General features: G+C 44.3%; 20 protein-coding genes and 1 tRNA gene. 19 read left to right on the forward strand and 2 right to left on the reverse strand.

All coding sequences use genetic code 11. The features are described from left to right. Window positions 1-172 precede the first annotated feature (172 nt). From ACFTRD_RS20375 to ACFTRD_RS20390, 4 genes are all read left to right on the forward strand, one after another. On the forward strand, window positions 173-934 hold the full coding sequence (locus ACFTRD_RS20375; RefSeq protein ID WP_379383186.1) for a ParA family protein: 762 nt from the start codon (window positions 173-175) through the stop codon (window positions 932-934). Continuing rightward, complete coding sequence (locus ACFTRD_RS20380) at window positions 927-1,772, forward strand: ParB/RepB/Spo0J family partition protein (RefSeq protein ID WP_379383188.1); 846 nt, start codon at window positions 927-929, stop codon at window positions 1,770-1,772. Before ACFTRD_RS20375 ends, ACFTRD_RS20380 begins: the two co-directional genes overlap by 8 nt. A 153-nt stretch (window positions 1,773-1,925) precedes the next feature. Then, window positions 1,926-3,086 carry an aminotransferase class V-fold PLP-dependent enzyme gene (locus ACFTRD_RS20385; RefSeq protein ID WP_379383190.1) on the forward strand — a complete coding sequence of 387 codons (1,161 nt, stop codon included), beginning with the start codon at window positions 1,926-1,928 and terminating at the stop codon, window positions 3,084-3,086. 219 nt (window positions 3,087-3,305) lie between these two features. Then, window positions 3,306-3,806 carry a DUF4446 family protein gene (locus ACFTRD_RS20390; protein WP_379383192.1) on the forward strand — a complete coding sequence of 167 codons (501 nt, stop codon included), beginning with the start codon at window positions 3,306-3,308 and terminating at the stop codon, window positions 3,804-3,806. On the opposite strand, the gene yyaC is transcribed toward ACFTRD_RS20390, so the two are convergent. Continuing rightward, window positions 3,781-4,386: a spore protease YyaC gene (yyaC, locus tag ACFTRD_RS20395; protein ID WP_379383194.1), complete on the reverse strand. Its 606-nt coding sequence runs from the start codon at window positions 4,384-4,386 to the stop codon at window positions 3,781-3,783. The genes ACFTRD_RS20390 and yyaC overlap by 26 nt on opposite strands. A gap of 106 nt (window positions 4,387-4,492) precedes the next feature. On the opposite strand from yyaC, the gene ACFTRD_RS20400 reads away from it, so the two are divergent. From ACFTRD_RS20400 to ACFTRD_RS20415, 4 genes are all read left to right on the forward strand, one after another. Next, window positions 4,493-4,756, forward strand: a complete 264-nt coding sequence (locus ACFTRD_RS20400; RefSeq protein WP_029880815.1) for a putative Se/S carrier protein — start codon at window positions 4,493-4,495, stop codon at window positions 4,754-4,756. A gap of 14 nt (window positions 4,757-4,770) precedes the next feature. Further along, window positions 4,771-5,730: a mechanosensitive ion channel family protein gene (locus ACFTRD_RS20405; RefSeq protein WP_192272162.1), complete on the forward strand. Its 960-nt coding sequence runs from the start codon at window positions 4,771-4,773 to the stop codon at window positions 5,728-5,730. Further along, on the forward strand, window positions 5,720-5,929 hold the full coding sequence (locus ACFTRD_RS20410) for a DUF951 domain-containing protein (protein ID WP_192272160.1): 210 nt from the start codon (window positions 5,720-5,722) through the stop codon (window positions 5,927-5,929). The genes ACFTRD_RS20405 and ACFTRD_RS20410 overlap by 11 nt, the downstream gene beginning before the upstream one ends. Before the next feature lie 111 nt (window positions 5,930-6,040). Continuing rightward, window positions 6,041-6,131, forward strand: a tRNA-Ser gene (locus tag ACFTRD_RS20415). 418 nt (window positions 6,132-6,549) lie between these two features. Here the strand turns inward: ACFTRD_RS20415 and ACFTRD_RS20420 are convergent. Continuing rightward, window positions 6,550-6,744: a YjzC family protein gene (locus tag ACFTRD_RS20420; RefSeq protein ID WP_379383197.1), complete on the reverse strand. Its 195-nt coding sequence runs from the start codon at window positions 6,742-6,744 to the stop codon at window positions 6,550-6,552. Window positions 6,745-6,945: 201 nt separating this feature from the next. On the opposite strand from ACFTRD_RS20420, the gene rpsF reads away from it, so the two are divergent. From rpsF to ACFTRD_RS20475, 11 genes are all read left to right on the forward strand, one after another. Continuing rightward, the gene (gene rpsF, locus ACFTRD_RS20425; RefSeq protein ID WP_024629534.1) at window positions 6,946-7,239 is read left to right on the forward strand and encodes a 30S ribosomal protein S6; all 294 of its coding nucleotides are present in this window, start codon (window positions 6,946-6,948) and stop codon (window positions 7,237-7,239) included. A 48-nt stretch (window positions 7,240-7,287) separates the two neighbouring features. Next, window positions 7,288-7,773 (forward strand): single-stranded DNA-binding protein, encoded by a 486-nt coding sequence (gene ssb / locus ACFTRD_RS20430; protein WP_024629535.1) that lies wholly within the window; start codon window positions 7,288-7,290, stop codon window positions 7,771-7,773. 55 nt (window positions 7,774-7,828) lie between these two features. Next, on the forward strand, window positions 7,829-8,101 hold the full coding sequence (rpsR, locus tag ACFTRD_RS20435; RefSeq protein WP_017691433.1) for a 30S ribosomal protein S18: 273 nt from the start codon (window positions 7,829-7,831) through the stop codon (window positions 8,099-8,101). Window positions 8,102-8,322: 221 nt separating this feature from the next. Further along, window positions 8,323-8,916, forward strand: a complete 594-nt coding sequence (locus tag ACFTRD_RS20440) for a M15 family metallopeptidase (RefSeq protein ID WP_379383200.1) — start codon at window positions 8,323-8,325, stop codon at window positions 8,914-8,916. Between the two features lie 729 nt (window positions 8,917-9,645). Then, window positions 9,646-10,644: an ABC transporter ATP-binding protein gene (locus tag ACFTRD_RS20445; RefSeq protein WP_379383202.1), complete on the forward strand. Its 999-nt coding sequence runs from the start codon at window positions 9,646-9,648 to the stop codon at window positions 10,642-10,644. Window positions 10,645-10,648: 4 nt separating this feature from the next. Next, window positions 10,649-11,581, forward strand: coding sequence for an ABC transporter ATP-binding protein (locus ACFTRD_RS20450; protein ID WP_379383204.1), 933 nt, complete (start codon window positions 10,649-10,651; stop codon window positions 11,579-11,581). 7 nt (window positions 11,582-11,588) lie between these two features. After that, on the forward strand, window positions 11,589-12,551 hold the full coding sequence (gene opp4B / locus ACFTRD_RS20455; protein WP_379383206.1) for an oligopeptide ABC transporter permease: 963 nt from the start codon (window positions 11,589-11,591) through the stop codon (window positions 12,549-12,551). 29 nt (window positions 12,552-12,580) lie between these two features. Next, window positions 12,581-13,486, forward strand: coding sequence for an ABC transporter permease (locus ACFTRD_RS20460; RefSeq protein WP_192272150.1), 906 nt, complete (start codon window positions 12,581-12,583; stop codon window positions 13,484-13,486). Between the two features lie 19 nt (window positions 13,487-13,505). Then, window positions 13,506-15,332 carry an oligopeptide ABC transporter substrate-binding protein gene (locus ACFTRD_RS20465; RefSeq protein WP_379383208.1) on the forward strand — a complete coding sequence of 609 codons (1,827 nt, stop codon included), beginning with the start codon at window positions 13,506-13,508 and terminating at the stop codon, window positions 15,330-15,332. 300 nt (window positions 15,333-15,632) lie between these two features. Then, complete coding sequence (locus ACFTRD_RS20470) at window positions 15,633-16,523, forward strand: D-alanyl-D-alanine carboxypeptidase family protein (protein ID WP_379383210.1); 891 nt, start codon at window positions 15,633-15,635, stop codon at window positions 16,521-16,523. A 166-nt stretch (window positions 16,524-16,689) separates the two neighbouring features. Further along, window positions 16,690-19,110: a S9 family peptidase gene (locus ACFTRD_RS20475; RefSeq protein ID WP_379384417.1), complete on the forward strand. Its 2,421-nt coding sequence runs from the start codon at window positions 16,690-16,692 to the stop codon at window positions 19,108-19,110. The last annotated feature ends 2 nt before the right edge of the window (window positions 19,111-19,112 follow it).

A 19,112-nucleotide genomic window follows, 5' to 3' on the forward strand; every position in this document is an offset into this window, starting at 1 on the left:
GGCAATGGGCCGCTTTTTCTGTCTATAAAGTGGAGAATGTTCTGAACAGCGCAGAAGAGCACCATGAAGAAAACGGAAGTTGATGTTTGAGTGGATGATAGCCACCTGCTTTTTGTTAACTGTAGTTCACAACCTACAAGAAAAGACTCCTATTTTATTTGAGGTGAAGTAATTGTCTAAGATTATGGCCGTAGCAAATCAAAAGGGCGGTGTGGGGAAAACGACGACATCTGTTAACTTGGGTGCAGGACTGGCTTCACTCGGGAAAAGGGTATTGCTTGTCGATATTGATCCCCAGGGGAATACAACCAGCGGAGTCGGAATCAACAAGGCAGATGTGGCCAATTGTATATATGATGTCATTATTAATGATGTCCCCCCCCAGGAAGCGATTGTGGAAACTCAGATTGAAGGCCTTCACATCATACCTGCAACGATTCAGCTTGCCGGAGCCGAGATTGAATTGGTATCCACGATATCACGGGAAGTGCGCCTGAAAAAATCACTCGCCATGGTGAAAAAAAACTATGATTACATACTGATCGATTGCCCACCCTCCCTTGGCATGTTAACGATCAACTCGTTGACAGCTTCCGATTCGGTGATCATTCCGATTCAGTGTGAATATTATGCGCTTGAGGGCTTGAGCCAATTGCTCAACACCGTTCGTCTGGTGCAGAAACATCTGAATACTTCCCTGCAGATTGAAGGGGTATTACTGACTATGTTTGACGCGCGTACGAATCTGGGCATTCAAGTGATTGAAGAAGTAAAGAAGTATTTTCAACAAAAGGTGTACCAGACGATTATTCCGCGCAACGTGCGGCTTAGTGAAGCACCGTCTCACGGACAGTCCATCATTACGTATGATCCTCGATCCCGAGGGGCAGAAGTGTATTTAGAGCTCGCAAAGGAAGTGATTTCTTATGAGTAAGCGGCTTGGAAAAGGCCTTGATGCCCTCATTCCTTCGCTTTCAATTAATGACGATGATAAAGTCGTAGAAATCCCGATTAGTCAGCTGCGGGCAAACCCTTACCAACCTCGCAAAGTGTTTGATGAAGATGCAATACATGAATTAGCCGAGTCAATTCGTCAACATGGTGTTATACAGCCCATTATTGTACGTTCTGTTCTAAGAGGTTATGAGATTATCGCTGGCGAACGGCGTTTCAGAGCTTCCCAATATTGCGGTAACGCGACCGTGCCTGCCGTAGTTCGTAATTTCAGTGATCAGCAGGTTATGGAGATTGCTTTGATCGAGAACCTGCAACGGGAAAATCTGAATGCGATGGAGGTTGCATTTGCTTATCAGGGGTTGATGGACCAGTTCGGGTTAACCCAAGAAGAGCTCTCTGTAAAAGTGGGCAAATCCCGTTCTCACATTGCTAACTTCCTCCGATTATTATCATTGCCTGAAGAAGTGAAGGATCATGTTTCACGTGGAACATTGTCGATGGGACATGCCCGTGCTATTGTCGGGGTTAAAGATGAAGCCCTTGTTAAACAACTAGCACAACAAACCATCGATCAGCAATGGAGTGTTCGTGAACTTGAGGAAGCTGTTCAACAGTTGGATCGTTCCAAATCGGGTGAGGTCAAAGCCAAATCCAAGGTGAAGAAAAAAGATCCATTTATTGATACATTAGAAGAGTCGTTGCGTGAACGGTTTAAAACAACGGTGAAAATCAAGCATAACAAGGATAAAGGGAAAATTGAGCTCAACTACTACAGCAAACAAGATCTGGAGCGACTGTTGGAACTGTTGCAATAATAGTCATGATTCCATGATCCATTTACAACATGCGGGGCTTTTTCATGTGATGACATATCGCCTCTGTACCATGGAGAAACGATATGTCATTATTTGTTTATAGGTACCTACCAAGAAGAAGAACAATCAATTAGGGACAGAGGTGGTTATGAGGTGGAGGGAGTTATCTATCTGGATCATGCGGCGACATCTTGGCCTAAACCACCTGCTGTCGGTGAAGCCATGATGAAAGCTCTGGACATTGCAGGAGCCAATCCGGGCAGAGGCAGTCATCGGATGGCTGTACAGGCGAGTAGGGTATTATTTGGTGCCAGAAAAGCGATATCTACTCTTTTTGGTATTGGTAATGCCAATGACATTGCATTGGGTGCTAATACTACAGAAGCTTTAAATCTGGCTATTCAAGGTTGGTTAAGAGAAGGCGATCATGTCATTGCTACCATGGCTGAACATAATTCAGTAAGGCGGCCACTGGAGTATATGCGCAGAATACGAAATGTAGAGATCGATTATGTACCTGTTAATGCTGCTGGGGCGATCGATCTTGTTCAATTCGCACGCCTGTTTCGATCCAATACTAGATTGGTTGTCTGCACACATAGCTCGAACCTGCTTGGTAGTATTCTGCCAATTGGTGAGATTGCACTAATGTGTCAAAAACATCAGGTGACTTTACTTGTGGATGCTGCTCAAAGTGCTGGTGTGATGCCGGTAGATGTGAAGCAACTAGGTATTGATATGCTCGCCTTTCCAGGTCATAAGGGACTATTGGGGCCACAAGGAACAGGGGGCCTGTATATAGCCCCTGAGTTGGATGTGCAGCCGTTACTTCATGGAGGGACAGGCAGCCAATCGGAGGCGATTGAGCAGCCGCTTGTTCGTCCTGACCGATATGAGGCGGGTACGCCGAATACTGTAGGTATAGCAGGGCTAACAGCTGGAGTCCAGCATGTGCTTGAACTGACACCTGAATCGATTTATAAACAGGAGTGGGATTTGACTCAGCATATGATGAATGGGTTATCATCGGTACAGGGGATTCGAATGCTTGGTCCTGAAATTGGACAGCCGCGTACCGGATTGTTATCTTTTACTGTTGAGGGATATGATTCGGCTCAGCTGGCGTTCCAATTAGACCGGAATTATGGCATTGCTGTGCGTTCGGGTTTCCATTGTACACCTCTTGCCCATGAATCGGCAGGGACAACAGCAAGTGGGGCTGTCAGAGCGAGCGTGGGGTACAGTACATCAAGAGGAGATGTCGACTCGTTGATCGAAGCGGTTATTGAATTAACTGCATCAAAACTCATATGAAGCAGCACCAATAAAACCTGAATTTCTAATGCTCAAAGAGCATGATTCAAGAGCGTAAAACGATGATTAACTACGAGGGTTATCTGGTGAATGATAGGTATGCTTGAGAGATCATTTGAACGTGTGATGGCATACTGGATGCAATGATCGATGAAGTGGAACGGGCTTGATGCTACAGACGTTAATCTGAACAAACCAACAGAGGGGTAGTTGCACTACATGGCTGAATTAAATGAGCTGATTCTGGAACAGCTGATATGGATTGTTGGCGGCATGGCATTACTTATGGTGATCTTGCTCATCGTAAGTATCGCTCAAGGCGCAAAGTTACGAAAGTTAAAACGGAAATATGAAGCCATGATGGCTGGCAGTGGAGTGGAAGATCTGGAGTCACTGTTGATCAATCTGAAAATTCAGATGGACAGCATTGAGGACGAACATAAGCTGCAAACGGATGAGTTAAAGACTGTCATGCAGAAGTTGACCCGCATTCAGGGTAAAGTGGGTGTGAAAAGGTACAACGCTTATGGAGAGCTTGGCAGTGACCTGAGTTTCTCCATGGCCATGGTGAACGATAACCAAGACGGCATGGTACTTACTGGTATTTATAATCGTGACGGCTCCTATGTATATGCCAAACCTCTAAAGGGGGGAGAGTCCACGTATACACTATCCCCTGAGGAGAAGGAAGCCATTACTCTGGCACAGCAAGCAGAGTAGAGCGTGTATGCCATTCGCGAATGGCCGAGTATAGACTGCTGGATATAATCTCAGACATACGCATGACAAGACTGAGACGTGTATTCTGCAAAACAAAGTATTCCATAAAGCCGCCGACGTTAACGATACCTGTAAGATGGATATCGCCGACCGGCGGTAATTCTTTATTTACACCTGCTCCCGGTTTGAGCGGTCCATTCACGACCTGGATGCATCCTACACTCGAAGACTGTCCCAGACAAGCATCAATGCCAATCACATAAGGGTTGTGATGGGTGGCTGTGATTTTGTGAAGGGTGTCCTGCAGGTTCATCGCATGTACGGGTTCATCCAGTGTGCCATAGAGATGGAATAGAGGGCTGTCCCACTTGGCAAGCGACGAGCCAACGAGGGGGCCGAGGCAGTCTCCGGTAGATCGGTCTGTACCGATGCAGACAACGACTACATTTTGCAGTGAATGGGCTTTATAGAGATGAAACATTAAACGATGAATGATGGCTGAGTGAATGCCTGGATCTGTATGTGGGATTTTCAGACTGGTCATGTCTTGAGATGAAAAGGAATGCGAGATGGGATTCATAGGATCTATCCTTTCCCTTGGAATGGTAGTAACAGTATATGGAAGGATAGAACGTTTTATACTTCGTAAGGACAAGCTTTTTCAAAGGGATTGAAAGGAGCAGGACATGGACGAGTGGATAGATGATTGGATGCTGATTGCTTTTGATTCTACCCAGCAGGCACTGCGGGCAGAGATGTTGTTGGAGTTTGCCGAGATAGAGATTGATTTGTTCCCCACCCCCAAAGAGATCACAGCGGGATGTGCTCTATGTATTCAATTTCCGAAAGAAGACCTGGAGAGAGTGAAGCAGATCATTCGTAATGAGTTTGTTGAGATCCGTGGCCTCTATTTCAAAACTGCAGACAGCTATGATAACATACCCATGTAGAGGAGGTTTGATCTATGCTGCCATTTAAGTTTGCTGCTGCAGCTCCTACTGATCCGGTGGATGACCCTAACGCTATAGAAGACACTGTAAAAAGTGCTATAAGCTGGACAGATCGATTATGGAACAAAGTCGCCGATGCAGATATGTGGTTTAATATTCTGTTCAGTTCGATCCGTATCGTTATTATTTTCATTATTACGCGTATTGTGATCAAGATTGTATCACGTATTATAGATCGTACGATGGCACGTAAGCAGGAAGGCAAGATCCGCGTCAATCCGCGCCGATTTATAACGGTGGGAGAGTTGATGAAAAATGCGACATCCATAACATGTAATTTCATTATGATTCTGTTACTGTTATCTGAGATCAATGTGAAAGTTGGACCCTTGTTAGCAAGTGCGGGTGTGCTTGGACTTGCCATTGGTTTTGGTGCCCAAGGATTGGTGAAAGATGTTATTACCGGTTTCTTCATTATATTGGAGGATCAATTTGCAGTAGGTGATGTTATTCAAACAGGAACCTATAAAGGAACTGTTGAGGTCATTGGCCTGAGAACGACCAAGCTGGTTAGCTGGCAGGGTGAGGTGCACATCATTCCAAATGGTACGATTGCAAGTGTAACCAACTTCTCGATGTCGAATTCACTTGCGGTTGTGGATATTCCGATGAAGGGTGAACAGGCCCTGGACGAGTCAGTACACTTGGTGAAACGAGCATTGGCTGGAATTGAGGATCGTGATCTGAATATCGTTAAAGTACCTGATGTGCTTGGTATTCAGTCGATGTCTACCTCGGAATATGTGGTTCGCATTGTTGCTGAGTGCCTGCCGAACTCCAGAGCCTCTGTAGAGCGTCAAATTCAGAGTGATGTGAAGAAAACAATGGAGTATCATGAGATGAGCAATCAGGCAGCATTAGAGCAAGCAGCAGCTCAGGAGAAGGATGAGGGGGATGGCATAGGTGGAGCGTAAAATTTTTCAGCTTGGGGACATAGTACAAATGAAAAAGCAGCATCCATGTGGCAGCAATGAGATGGAAATCATCCGGATGGGTATGGATATCCGCATCAAGTGTGTAGGGTGTAAACACAGCGTACTAATTCCCAGAGCGAAATTCGAGAAAAACATGAAAAAGGTCCTGCGCTCGACAGAAGATACAGCTGAATCCTAGGAATAATACAAGGGAATTTTACTTTTTGTGCAGCCCATAATAACGTTTACATGGAGGCATGGCTTAGGTATTGCGTTCTGTAAATGATCATGCTATAATCATTATTGCTGCGGAAAGGTACCCAAGAGGCCCAAGGGGGCTGACTCGAAATCAGTTAGGCGTGTCACAGCGTGCGTGGGTTCGAATCCCACCCTTTCCGCCACTAATCAATCTTGTTTAGTGAAATTGTAATTTACTCAACGTGAGTCGAGCTTTATATATGTAATATGACCTCCATTATTGGGAGGTTTTTTTGTTTGGATTTTCTTATTTAATCATTCAAGCTTAAACAAAACAAAGAGCCCCTAAGGGCTCTTCATTCGGCGGTGCATTCGGTTTGTTAGGAAACAATCGGTCGTAACGATCAAGAAACCTGGCGTACGTACTGCTATCGCAATACTCGTGTTTCAGACAAAGGCCTTACACACAACCATCTTGCTTCTTAAATTACGTGATGAATCTCCAACATTAAATGTTCGGCTTCGTTGTCCAACGGAACCACACCTCTCTCGTGCACCGCCTAATTGTATTATGTGCATTAGTACGTTTTGTATACATCAGTCTGAAAAAAATCATTACAATTAGTGGACACGAGCCTTGGTAAGCTTCTTCCACTTGCGATTGTGATTGCTTGTTTCAGGGAAAGCTTCACCCCTTTGCAGGGTTACCCGTTTCGGGTTGTTAATTTCTGTATGAAAGCTCTTCTCACCAACCTCGGTGTACTCACCATCGTTTGGAGCTTTGTCTCCTGGTTCAAACTCGGTTTTTTCACCCATGATAAAACCTCCTTGGCATAATGGATTTCAATGTTACTTCTGTAGTGTGCTCCATTGGAGTTATGATCATGTGTAATAAGAAGAGGGAACGTTTGCTTGCATTGAGACGGCATTTTTGTTATATTAATATAGTTCGAGTTTGTGCTCGTTCCTTGCTCTCAACCTAGATTGAGGGCCAGAGTCCATAAGGAGGTGAAAATTATGCGCAAATATGAAGTGATGTACATTATTCGTCCTGATGTTGAGCAAGAAGTTGTTCAAGCTACAGTCGATAAATTCCAAGGCATCATCTCCAACGGCGGTGGTGAAGTTACAGCTCACGACGTTATGGGTAAACGCCGTCTTGCGTATGAGATCAAGAAATTCCGTGATGGTGTTTATGTTCTGGTACACTTCACTGCTGAACCAGCAGTTGTTACTGAACTTGAGCGTCTCATGAAGATTTCTGACGAAGTTATTCGTTATCTCATTACAAACGACGTTAAGTCTGCTTAAGACAACTCGTGATTAACGCACCAATACGCTCTGAAGGAGGGGATTACATTGTTGAACCGTGTCATTCTGATCGGCCGGTTAACCCGGGATCCTGAGTTGCGTTATACTCCAGCTGGAGTAGCAGTTACGCAATTTACTTTGGCAGTGGACAGACCGTTTACAAGCCAAGGGGGAGAACGGGAAGCGGATTTCATTCCGGTCGTAACCTGGAGACAGCTTGCTGAGACTTGTGCAAACTATTTGCGCAAAGGACGCCTAGCTGCAGTCGAAGGACGCATTCAAGTACGGAATTACGAGAATAACGAAGGAAAACGTGTATACGTGACCGAAGTCATTGCCGATAACGTCCGTTTCTTGGAGTCAGCTAACCGTGATAATAACGGTGGCGGCGGTGGGCAACCGATGCGTGAAGAGCCTTCTTATGGAGGCGGCGGGCGCGCGAACAATAACAATAATTCGCGTAGCAACAATCAGGATCCTTTTTCCGATGACGGAAAACCGATTGATATATCGGATGATGATTTGCCATTTTAACGTGAATCGACACTCTTAGAGTGATTGGTTTAACGATAGGAAAGGACTGAAAAGCATGGGCTTCAAGCAAAGAGAAGGCGGAGACAACGATAAAAGACCGGCACGTCGTGGCGGCCGTAATAAACGTCGTAAAGTGTGCTTCTTCACAGCCAACAAAATTACTCACATCGATTATAAAGATACGGACTTGCTTCGTAAATTTATCAGCGAACGTGGAAAAATTTTGCCACGCCGTGTAACAGGTACTAGCGCTAAATATCAACGCATGCTGACGATTGCCATCAAACGCTCCCGTCAAATCGCATTGCTGCCATACACAACTGAGTAGTCTTACTCAGTATGGATACAAAGCAGTCGGCTTATAGCCGGCTGCTTTTTTGCATATATTTATATAAAATAATGGGAGGGAACTCCTTAATGGCAGGACGTGGAAGGTTGCGGTGATGAAGCAATTAACGCTTAAATGTTTTATAATAGAATCTATTGTAGTATTGGGCTAGTTGGTAGGGTGCGTTCAAACGAATATAGATTCCACCATCAGGAGAGAGTATGAATACAACCAAACGTAAAGTAAAACAGCAACGAAGGAGTAGTTTGCGATTCTGGATTGTAGCTACGTTGTTGCTTTCCATTATATATATCTGGCTACAGCAAAAAGGAGACACCTATGACATATGGCCAGGAAATAACGTGCAAGAAGCGATGCCAATTACAGGACTTCACCCGGTCGTAGCAGAAAGTGAGAAATTGTTGGTTCGGAAGGCGGCAAGGCGAGGAATAGAGATTGTAGTTACACACGGTTACCGCAGCATGGAGGAACAAGATGCGCTGTATAATCAAGGGCGTTCGAGTGCGGGCAGTATTGTGACCAACGCGCAAGGAGGAGACTCTTATCACAATTATGGACTAGCGATTGATTTTGCATTGCGTACTCCTGAAGGTGATGTGGTCTGGGACATGGATCGTGATGATAACGGGAATGGGCAGGCCGATTGGATGGAGGTTGTTGACCTTGCCAAGGAATTGGGGTTTACATGGGGCGGGGATTGGGCCAACTTTCCGGATTATCCTCATCTGCAAATGGACTTCGGACTTAGTATCAATGAATTAAAGCGTGGTAAAAGACCACCAGAACCCCATTGAACATTGGTATTATATATACATGTAACTGTATAAATATTAGAAATGCCTTGCATTTTGCAGGGCTTTTTTCTTTCTTTTGTAAAATAAATGATAAAAGATTACAATTTGCTCTTTACATACGCGAATAAATAAAACTATACTATAATAACTAGATTTTTCATTACGATACGGTAGATTATATAAAGCATATCTGTGATTGCATAATTTAGTTATTAATCAAATGTACTTCAAGATTGAAATCCACCTCCATACATTCCTCATACATGACATTATAATTTTTTATATAACAATATTCAACATTTAGTTATACACCTTATGTAATGTTAATGTAATATATTCAGAAAGATCAAGCTTCTGCCTACTTTTCTCTGACCCATAAAAGGACACCCTAGTATCTAAAACCCCTTGATATTTACCTTTAAAGTATAACAAATATCCATAACTGTATTATTAAAAACATTTATACCAAAAATCTCAAAATAAGCATTGACGTCACCTAAATTTACACGTATGATTACATTAATTATTTTGCTTAATAATCCCGCTAGGAATTATCAACATTAATTGACCATCGGTCTAAATACCAGTACGGAAACTTGGTTCTCCTAATGAATTGATATTTTGTATAAACTTTCGTTCATTATCTTCAAGAACATGGAAATATACAGAGAATGCATTCTTCTACACTTGAATACAGTCTGCAGAAATTATGGGGTTAGGGTGATTGATTTGAATACAGAGCTACTGGAAGTCAGAAATCTAACTACATCATTCAGAATTGAAGATGACTATTATGCGGCAGTTGATCACGTTAACCTTTCGGTTAAGAAAAATGAAGTGTTGGCTATTGTGGGAGAATCAGGATCAGGCAAAAGTGCTTTTGCATTTTCAATTATGGGGCTACATAACAAAGCCAAAATTGACGGTGAGATTCTGTACAAAGGGCAGAATATAGCGAATATATCGCCTAACAAGTTAAACAAACTCCGCGGTAAAGAAATGGGAATGATCTTTCAGGACCCACTTTCCGCACTAAACCCTCTGATGTTGATCGGTGACCAGATCGAAGAGATTCTGACATTGCATCAACCCAAGTTATCTTCGAAAGAGAAGAAAGACAAAGTTATTGATTTGCTTAACCAAGTAGGGATACCACGTCCCGAACATATATACAAGCAGTATCCTCACGAACTATCGGGTGGTATGAGACAGAGAGTTGTTATCGCGATTGCGATTGCCAACAAACCTGAATTGCTGATTGCTGACGAACCAACGACAGCGCTTGACGTTACGATCCAACTGCAAATTCTGGAGCTTATCCGGGAATTGAAGAACGAGATTAACGCAGGAATCATCCTGATCACGCATGATCTGGGAGTAGTCGCCGAGATGGCTGATCGCGTAGCGGTCATGTATGCAGGTGAAATTGTTGAGATTGCAGATATCTATACTCTGATGACGGATGCCAAACATCCATACACACGTTCTCTACTAAACTCGATTCCTACCATTTCTGAAGAAAAATCGAAGCTTCATGTCATTCAAGGCATTGTTCCTTCACTGAAAAATCTTCCTCGCCAAGGGTGCCGATTCAAGGCTCGAATTCCATGGATAAGTGATTCGGCTCATGAAGAAAACCCACAGATGCATGAAATTGCCCCAGGTCACTTTGTACGGTGTACCTGCTACCAGCACTTTCATTTTCCTGATCAAGCTGAGGAGGAATAACATAATGGCACTACTCGAAGTAGAAGGACTCAAAATACACTTTCCAATTCGCGGCGGGTTGATCAAGCGTGAAATTGGCAACATCAAGGCAGTTGACGATGTGAGTTTCTCCATTGAGCAAGGTCAGACCTATGGTCTTGTAGGTGAGTCTGGCTCAGGCAAAACCACGACAGGCAGAGCCATTATCGGTCTGAACCATGTGACGGACGGGAGAATTCTTTTTAATGGAAGAGATCTGGCAAAAGAGAGGCGGAAAGATCGACAGCTGCAGCGGGATGTGCAGATGATCTTCCAGGATCCGTACTCTTCTCTTAATCCCAAGAAACGGGTAATCGACATTATTGCTGAACCGCTCCGCAATTATGAACGACTAACGGCTACGGAAGAGAAACGCCAGGTCAGAGATCTTCTGGAGAAGGTAGGCCTGAGCCCTGAGTCGATCTATAAGTACCCTCATGAGTTTTCCGGAGGACAGCGGCAGCGGATTGGGATTGCTCGTGCGATTGCACTGAAGCCAAAGTTGATTATCGCTGATGAGCCGGTATCTGCATTGGATGTATCGGTGCAAGCTCAGGTGCTTAATTTCATGCAGGAAATTCAAAAAGAATTAAATCTGACCTATCTGTTCATCAGTCACGATTTAGGTATTATCCGACATATGTGTGATCAGATTGGAATTATGTATAAAGGCCGATATGTGGAACAGGGAACAACCGAAGATATTTTCGAGAATCCACAACATATCTATACCAAGCGTTTAATTGCAGCCATTCCGGATATGGACCCAACCAAACGTGAAGAAATGGTAGCCTTCCGTCAACAGGTCAAATCCGAGTATGAACATTCATACCGAAATTTCTTTGATGAGGAAGGGCTGGCTTACTCGCTCCAATCCATTTCCGATACTCACCGAGTAGCTCTACCTCAGAAAGGTTGAAGACCATATGTGGAAAACGATAGTACGCAGAATTATCATTATGATCCCTCAGATCTTTTTGCTTAGCCTGTTGGTCTTTCTGATGGCAAAAGCGATGCCTGGGGATGCACTTACCGGATTACTCGACCCGAGTATTGACCCCAAAGCACTTGAGGAACAGCGGGAACGACTGGGATTAAACAATCCATGGTATGTGCAATATTGGGATTGGATCAAAAATGCTGCACAAGGCGATTTTGGACAATCTTTCCGATTCAAAATGCCCGTATCTGATCTGATTGGGCAACGTGTTGCCAATACGTTCTGGCTTGCACTGGCGACACTTGTGTTTACTTATCTGATTGCCATTCCACTTGGCATTATCAGCGGACGTTACAACGATACTTGGTCCGATCGATTAATCACAGGTTACACTTACTTGGGCTTTGCAGCCCCGTTGTTTATCTTCGCATTGGTGATGTTGTGGATTTTTGGATTCCATTTTGGTTGGTTCCCAACCGGGGGAAGTGTGGAACCTGGACTTACGCCAGGTACGTTCAACTATGTAGCTAGCAAATTCTATCATCTATTATTACCAGCATTATCAATGGCATTGATTACAACGGTATCTACCGTTCAATATTTGCGTAGTGAAATTATCGATATCAAGCACAAGGAATTCGTTCTTACTGCGAGAGCCAAGGGCGCCTCGGAATCCCGAATCTACAACAGGCATATTTTAAGAAATTCCCTGTTGCCGATCGCCGCATTTTTCGGTTATGAGATTACGGGACTTATTGGCGGTACCATCTTCATTGAAAGCATATTCAGTTATCCGGGTATGGGACAGTTATTTCTGAATTCAATTTCCCTTCGGGATTTCAGTGTGGTGACTGCACTTGTCCTGTTATATGGCATAGCTACAATCCTGGGATCGCTGCTGTCTGACATTATTCTGGGAATTGTTGATCCACGTATACGGATCAAGTAAGAACTTGAAGATTTCGGGGTGAAAATAAGATGAGCAAGACCAATGATGTCGTTATAACTTCACAGAAGATTGATAAGAGTCCCTCCAGCCTGAGTATCTTGTGGAGGGAGCTTGTCAGAGATAAGGTGGCACTAATCTCGCTCATATTTTTGGGACTGGTCATACTGCTGGTCTATGGCACTTCTTTGATCCTGGATCAAGCGGAAATTGTTAAGGTCGACTTGTTCGCATTATATGAACCACCTTCTGCGCAATATTGGCTAGGGACAGACTACGGTGGTCGCGACGTATTTGGACAACTGGTCATCGGTACGCGTAACTCTCTAACCATTGGTATTATCGTAACGCTAATGACTGGATTTATAGGTATATTGATCGGTCTGTTATCCGGTTACTTCGGCGGAATGATCGATAACCTGTTCATGCGCGTTGTTGATTTCTTTATGATTCTTCCGATGCTGATGATTGTTATCGCGTTTGTAACAGCAGTGCCCAAATATAATATTGTATCTTTCTCATTAATTATGACAGCCTTTCTCTGGATGGGAATTGCCAGGTTAATCCGCTCCAAGGCATTACAGGAACGGGAGCTGGACTATGTAAAAGCTTCAAAAACATTAGGTTCTTCCCATCTGAAGATCATGCTCTCACAGGTTCTTCCTAATCTTAGCTCTATTATCATCGTAACGATGACGCTAAACCTCGCTGCCAACATTGGCCTCGAATCCGGGCTGTCTTTCCTGGGATTTGGTTTTCCTGAAAGCACACCCAGTCTTGGAACGCTCGTAAGCTATGCTCGTAATCCGCAAACACTGGAATCCAGATGGTGGATATGGCTACCCGCGTCAGTACTTATTCTGGTATTGATGTTGAGTATAAATAATGTCGGACAGGCCCTGAAGCGTGCGACTGATGCAAGACAAAGAAGAGGTTAAAAAAAGGGAGGAAAGGTTCATGAAAAAGGGAATTTTTTCAAGGGGACTATTTTTCACGATGATGTTGGTCTTCGTACTGGCGCTTGCGGCGTGCTCGGAGAAAGAGGCGGCAACACCAACGCCTTCTACGAACTCAGGAGAAACAAAAACGGAGGAAAAGCCTGCTAATGAAGAGGGCGTTTACTCCATCGATGACTTCAACAACGTTAAAACGAATGAAGGTACTGCAATTGAGGGTGGATCCATTACTTACGGACTTGTATCCGATACTGCATTTGAAGGAACACTGAATTTTAACTTTTACTCCGGTAATCCGGATGCAATGGTCCTGGGCTGGTTTGACGAAGGTCTGCTGACTTGGGATAAAGACTATGTATATACCAACGACGGTGCAGCAACGTATGAAACATCAGAAGATGGCAAAACGTTCACACTGACCATTCGCGATAATGTAAACTGGCATGATGGCAAGCCTGTAACGGCTGAAGATCTGCAGTTTGCTTATGAAGTGATCGGTAACAAGGCTTACGATGGTCCTCGTTACGATTCCAACTTCACAAGTGTAGTAGGTATGGATGAATATCATGCTGGAAAAGCAAAAACGATCTCTGGAATCAAGGTTCTTAGCGATAAACAAATTAGCATCACATATAAGGAATCTACACCTTCCCTGCTAACAGGTGGCGTGTGGACATATCCGCTGGCTAAACATATCTTTGGTGATATGGATGTAGCCAAGATGTCTTCTTCCAAAGAAGTACGTGAGAAACCAATCGGTTTTGGTCCATTCAAAGTGGAATCGATCACTCCAGGTGAGTCCGTAACCTTCGTTAAAAACGAGGACTACTGGCGTGGGGCTCCAAAACTGGACAAAGTGACTTTGAAAGTAATCAACCCAACAACGGTTGTTCAAGAACTGAAATCGGGTGGCGTAGACCTCGTGGATTCGTTCCCGACAGATCAATATAAAGATAATGCGAATATGTCCAACGTTGAATTCCTGGGTGCGATCGATCGTGCATACACGTACATCGGTTTCAAACTGGGTACATGGGATGAAGCCAATGGAAAAGTGGTAACAAACCCGGATGCAAAAATGGCTGACAAAAATCTGCGTAAAGCGATGTGGATGGCAGTAGATAACGACCAAGTTGGTAAACGTTTCTATAACGGTTTGCGCTGGAATGCAACAACGCTGATTCCACCGTCTCACCCGGAATTCCATGATTCGAACAATCCGGGTGTAACTTACGACCCTGAAGCAGCGAAGAAATTACTGGACGAAGCAGGTTACAAAATGGATGGTGAATTCCGTACGAAACCAGACGGTTCCCCACTTGAAATCAACTTTGTATCCATGACAGGTGGCGACACGGCTGAACCACTGGCACGTTACTATGTTCAATCATGGGCAGCAATCGGTCTGAAAGTAAACCTGGAAATGGTTGAGTTCAACAACTTCTATGATCGTGTAGGTAACACGGGTAAAGATGATCCAAAAATTGATGTGTATCAAGCTGCTTGGGGCGTTGGTATTGACGTAGACCCAGCAGGTCTGTATGGCCGCGATGCACTGTATAACTTCTCCAGATTCTCTAGTGAAGAAAACGACAAATTGCTGGCACAAGGTGTATCTGCTGAAGCATTTGACGTAGACAAACGTAAAGAGATCTATAACCAATGGCAGCAGTACATGGTTGATGAAGTTCCTGTATTCCCGACTTTATACCGTGCAGAAGTAGTGCCGGTGAACAAACGTGTAATGAACTATGCGATTGGCGATGGAACGGGTATCTACCTGAACGATCTGGCTGTTAATGCAGATAAAGCGGTTGTAGCTGAGTAATAAAAACTCTGTATAACTTTAAGTGTCCTGATTTCAGTAAAAGGTCACTTTCAGTTACGTAGCAACGGTAGGGATTGGGGTCCTTTTAAGAGTTCGGTTGCTAGATCTAATTAAAAAATGCTTCTAGGTTATGATAAAAAAAGTCTTGAAAAACATGGATTCTGTACACTCTGGCATGGGGGTATGGAGTCCATGTTTTTTTATGGTTACAAAAAAATAAAAAAAATTTAACTTTTTTTATAAAAATTGCAGACAAAATGCCTCTTCACTTCGTCTATATCAGTAAGAGGTGATTTTCTGATGAAAAAATGGTGGATACGAGCAGGCATGCTGCTGGCTCTACTGGTCATTATATATTTGGGTGTTAAACCGGACATGCTGGTAGGCAAACCCGGAATCAAAGCTGAAGCGGCAGTACTAATGGACATGAACTCCGAACAGATCCTGATCAACTATAATGGTTCCGAATCTATTGCACCTGCAGGGATCAGTAAATTGATGACAGAACTGCTTGTGATGGAAGCTGTTATCAACGGAGAGGTGCGTTGGGACGATCCAGTTAATATCAGCTTGTATGCGAGCTCGGTAGGAGGCAACCATCTGGCTTTGAAACAAGGAGAACAGTTCACTGTACAGGAACTATTCCAGATTGTAGCCGTCTATTCCGCGAATGACGCTGCCGTTGCTCTGGCTGAACATATCAGTGGGACAGAGCAAACTTTTGCACAAAAGATGAATCAGAAGGCTGCGGAATTAGGATTGTCTGATAAGACGGAATTTACCAATTCAACAGGTCTAAGTGAAAAGCGGCTTGGCCCCAATCGTCCAAAGGAAATACAAGGGCAGACCGTAATGACTGCTGTAGATGCATGCAAGCTTGCACGGTATCTGCTCCATAATCACCCTGAATTCTTGAGCGTATCCAGCCAGATGCAGGTGTCGATGCACCAAAAGGGAATGTACATGAGTAACACCAACTGGATGTTGTCTTCCATCGGTGGACCATATGCCTATGATGGAAATGATGGATTGAAGACCGGTTATGATGAGAATTCCGGATATCACTTTGTTGGAACGGCAGAGCGGGATGGCAAGCGGCTGATTTCAGTTGTGCTAGGTTCGGATAGTCAAGAAGGGCGTTTCATCGAAACGCGCAAGCTGTTCAATTATGGTTTTTCCGGCTCTAAGTAGACCATATTTCGATCATTACTTGACGGTGTTACACAACCCGTACCCCGTAATCGATATTCGGGGTGCTCTACGCTGTTAACCTGTGGTTGAGCATGGTAAAATGATTTACGTATAATTCCAAATTATCTTGTAATTCACTTTAAGAGGGGGAATTGGTTTGGACGCAATGAGTAAAAAGGTATATGCTCTTACGCTTAGCATGGCGATGTCCATCGCTCTGATTCAACCAGCGGTCCAGGCAGCAGAAGCAGTGAAGCCGACGGCGACAGTCGCAGAAACCATTGCTTCGAAGGCAACACAGACACTACAGCAACTGGGATACATAGACGGCATAACAGATGGAATGAAAGAGTCACAAACACCAATTACTCGCGCCGAGGCGGCAATCATTCTGCAGCGTGTACTTAAACTGGACGCTCCAGCCTCTCTTACAGGCTTCGCAGATGTTTTGGCTAAGGATGAAGCTGCTCCTGCGATTTACGCGCTGAAGCAAAGCGGACTTATTCAAGGACAAGCCAAAGGATTCGCACCGGATGCTCCACTTACACGAGCACAGATGGCATCGTTGTTTACTCGGGCATTTGAACTGAAGGATAATGGCATTCAGGTTGTATACAGTGATATGGTGCAGATTCCGAAGGTACATACGGAGGATGCCATTCGTCTGAAGCAGCATTTTATTATTGAAGGCAGTGCGTTTAACGCCAAAAAATCAGTGACCCATGGTGAGTTTGCTGATGCGCTGTACCTCGCTCTTGGACTTGATGTGCAGTCAGAAGGTCTTACACCTCTGGAAGACTTCTTCAAACAGCCGGCTCAAGAAGGATTCCAAATGTCTCCGGATGGTAAACATCTGGCTTACATGGAGCCTTGGAACAACCGAATGAATATTGTGGTGAAAGAGAATGGTCAGGACAAGCCGGTACGTATTACAGGTGAGACAGAGCGCAGCATAGCTGCATTTGTGTGGGCAACGAAAGATAAGCTACTGTATGTAAAAGATGAAGCTGGGGATGAGAACTATCATATTTATGTAACGGATATCGATGGCAAAAACAGCAAGGATCTGACCCCATATCCGAATACAAGAGCGATCCTGGTAGACTCTCTGGAGAATATTCCGGATGAGATTCTTGTGGGAATGAACAAACGCGATCCTCGGATTTTTGACGTGTACCGGATTAACATCAAGACAGGTGAGGCTGTGCTTGCTGCAGAGAACCCGGGCAATATTACGGGATGGCTCACGGACCATGAGGGTAAAATCCGTGTGGCCATATCGAGTGATGGTAACGTCTCTTCGTTGATGTATCGTGAATCGGAAGATAAACCATTTGAGAATTTGATGACCACCAAACTTGGAGAAACATTTGCTCCGGTGATGTTCACGTATGATAACAAAAACATCTATGCTGTATCCAATTTGGATCGGGATAAAACAGCTATTGTCGAATACAACCCAAGCAGCAAAAAAGTAACGAAAACCATCTATGAAAATAAAGATGTGGATGTATCCAGTTTTGTTCCTTCTAAAGAAAAGGGCACAATCCTTGCAGCTGTCTATGAGACGGACAAGTTGAACTATGAATACTTAGACAATGATTTCAAAAAATTGATGCAGGATATTCAGGCAAAGGTTCAGGGTAAAGAAATAAGTATTTCAAACATAAGTGATGAAGGCCAGGTTTTGTTTGTTGCGTATAGCGATAAATCCATGGGCACCTATTACTTCTACGATTCCAAGACAGGTAAGCTGGATAAATTAGCTGACGCGGCTCCTTGGATCGATGAGAGTAAAATGTCGGATGTAAAACCCATTACGTACAAGTCACGCGATGGTTTAACTCTTCATGGTTATCTGACATTGCCACAAGGTGCTGAAGCTTCGCAATTACCACTGGTTGTTGTTCCGCATGGTGGTCCATGGGCTCGCGATTCGTGGGGCTTCAATCCGGAAACACAATTTCTTGCAAGCCGTGGCTATGCCGTACTACAGGTGAACTTCCGCGGGTCGACCGGATACGGCAAGGCATTCCTGGATGCCGGGAACAAAGAGTGGGGGAAAGCAATGCAAGACGATCTCACAGACGGTGTAAATTGGCTGGTTAAAGAGGGAACAGTTGATCCGAAGCGTGTAGCCATTTATGGTGGATCGTATGGCGGATATGCCGCTCTTGCAGGATTGGCTTTTACACCGGATGTCTATGCCGCAGGCATTAGCTATGTTGGGCCTTCCAACCTGTTCACGCTGCTCGATTCACTTCCGCCTTACTGGGAATCGGAGCGCAGCATGTTCTATGAGCGCATGGGTGATCCGGAGAAAGACAAGGAGCTGCTGACAGCTGTCTCACCACTGTTCCATATCGATCAGATGAAAGCTCCATTGTTCGTAGTCCAGGGTGCCAATGATCCGCGTGTCAAACAGGCGGAGTCCGATCAGATTGTGGAGGCTCTGCGCAAACGTGGCGTGGATGTGCCTTATATGTTAAAAGCCAATGAAGGACATGGCTTCGAAAATATTGAGAATCAGCTTGATCTGTACCGCGCAATTGAGAAGTTCCTGAATCGGCATCTGATGAAGCAATAGCA

The sequence above is a fragment of the Paenibacillus sp. NPDC056933 genome (assembly GCF_042674385.1).
In the GTDB taxonomy this organism is placed as follows: Bacteria; Bacillota; Bacilli; order Paenibacillales; family Paenibacillaceae; genus Paenibacillus.

What these genes read in the sequence shown, in the direction of transcription:
- ACFTRD_RS20380 (WP_379383188.1), top strand. Translation starts at nt 927, where the DNA reads ATGAGTAAGCGGCTTGGAAAAGGCCTTGATGCCCTCATTCCTTCGCTT.
- ACFTRD_RS20390 (WP_379383192.1), top strand. Translation starts at nt 3,306, where the DNA reads ATGGCTGAATTAAATGAGCTGATTCTGGAACAGCTGATATGGATTGTT.
- yyaC (WP_379383194.1), bottom strand. Translation starts at nt 4,386, where the DNA reads ATGAATCCCATCTCGCATTCCTTTTCATCTCAAGACATGACCAGTCTG.
- ACFTRD_RS20400 (WP_029880815.1), top strand. Translation starts at nt 4,493, where the DNA reads ATGGACGAGTGGATAGATGATTGGATGCTGATTGCTTTTGATTCTACC.
- ACFTRD_RS20405 (WP_192272162.1), top strand. Translation starts at nt 4,771, where the DNA reads ATGCTGCCATTTAAGTTTGCTGCTGCAGCTCCTACTGATCCGGTGGAT.
- ACFTRD_RS20420 (WP_379383197.1), bottom strand. Translation starts at nt 6,744, where the DNA reads ATGGGTGAAAAAACCGAGTTTGAACCAGGAGACAAAGCTCCAAACGAT.
- rpsF (WP_024629534.1), top strand. Translation starts at nt 6,946, where the DNA reads ATGCGCAAATATGAAGTGATGTACATTATTCGTCCTGATGTTGAGCAA.
- rpsR (WP_017691433.1), top strand. Translation starts at nt 7,829, where the DNA reads ATGGGCTTCAAGCAAAGAGAAGGCGGAGACAACGATAAAAGACCGGCA.
- ACFTRD_RS20440 (WP_379383200.1), top strand. Translation starts at nt 8,323, where the DNA reads ATGAATACAACCAAACGTAAAGTAAAACAGCAACGAAGGAGTAGTTTG.
- ACFTRD_RS20450 (WP_379383204.1), top strand. Translation starts at nt 10,649, where the DNA reads ATGGCACTACTCGAAGTAGAAGGACTCAAAATACACTTTCCAATTCGC.
- opp4B (WP_379383206.1), top strand. Translation starts at nt 11,589, where the DNA reads ATGTGGAAAACGATAGTACGCAGAATTATCATTATGATCCCTCAGATC.
- ACFTRD_RS20460 (WP_192272150.1), top strand. Translation starts at nt 12,581, where the DNA reads ATGAGCAAGACCAATGATGTCGTTATAACTTCACAGAAGATTGATAAG.
- ACFTRD_RS20465 (WP_379383208.1), top strand. Translation starts at nt 13,506, where the DNA reads ATGAAAAAGGGAATTTTTTCAAGGGGACTATTTTTCACGATGATGTTG.
- ACFTRD_RS20470 (WP_379383210.1), top strand. Translation starts at nt 15,633, where the DNA reads ATGAAAAAATGGTGGATACGAGCAGGCATGCTGCTGGCTCTACTGGTC.
- ACFTRD_RS20475 (WP_379384417.1), top strand. Translation starts at nt 16,690, where the DNA reads ATGAGTAAAAAGGTATATGCTCTTACGCTTAGCATGGCGATGTCCATC.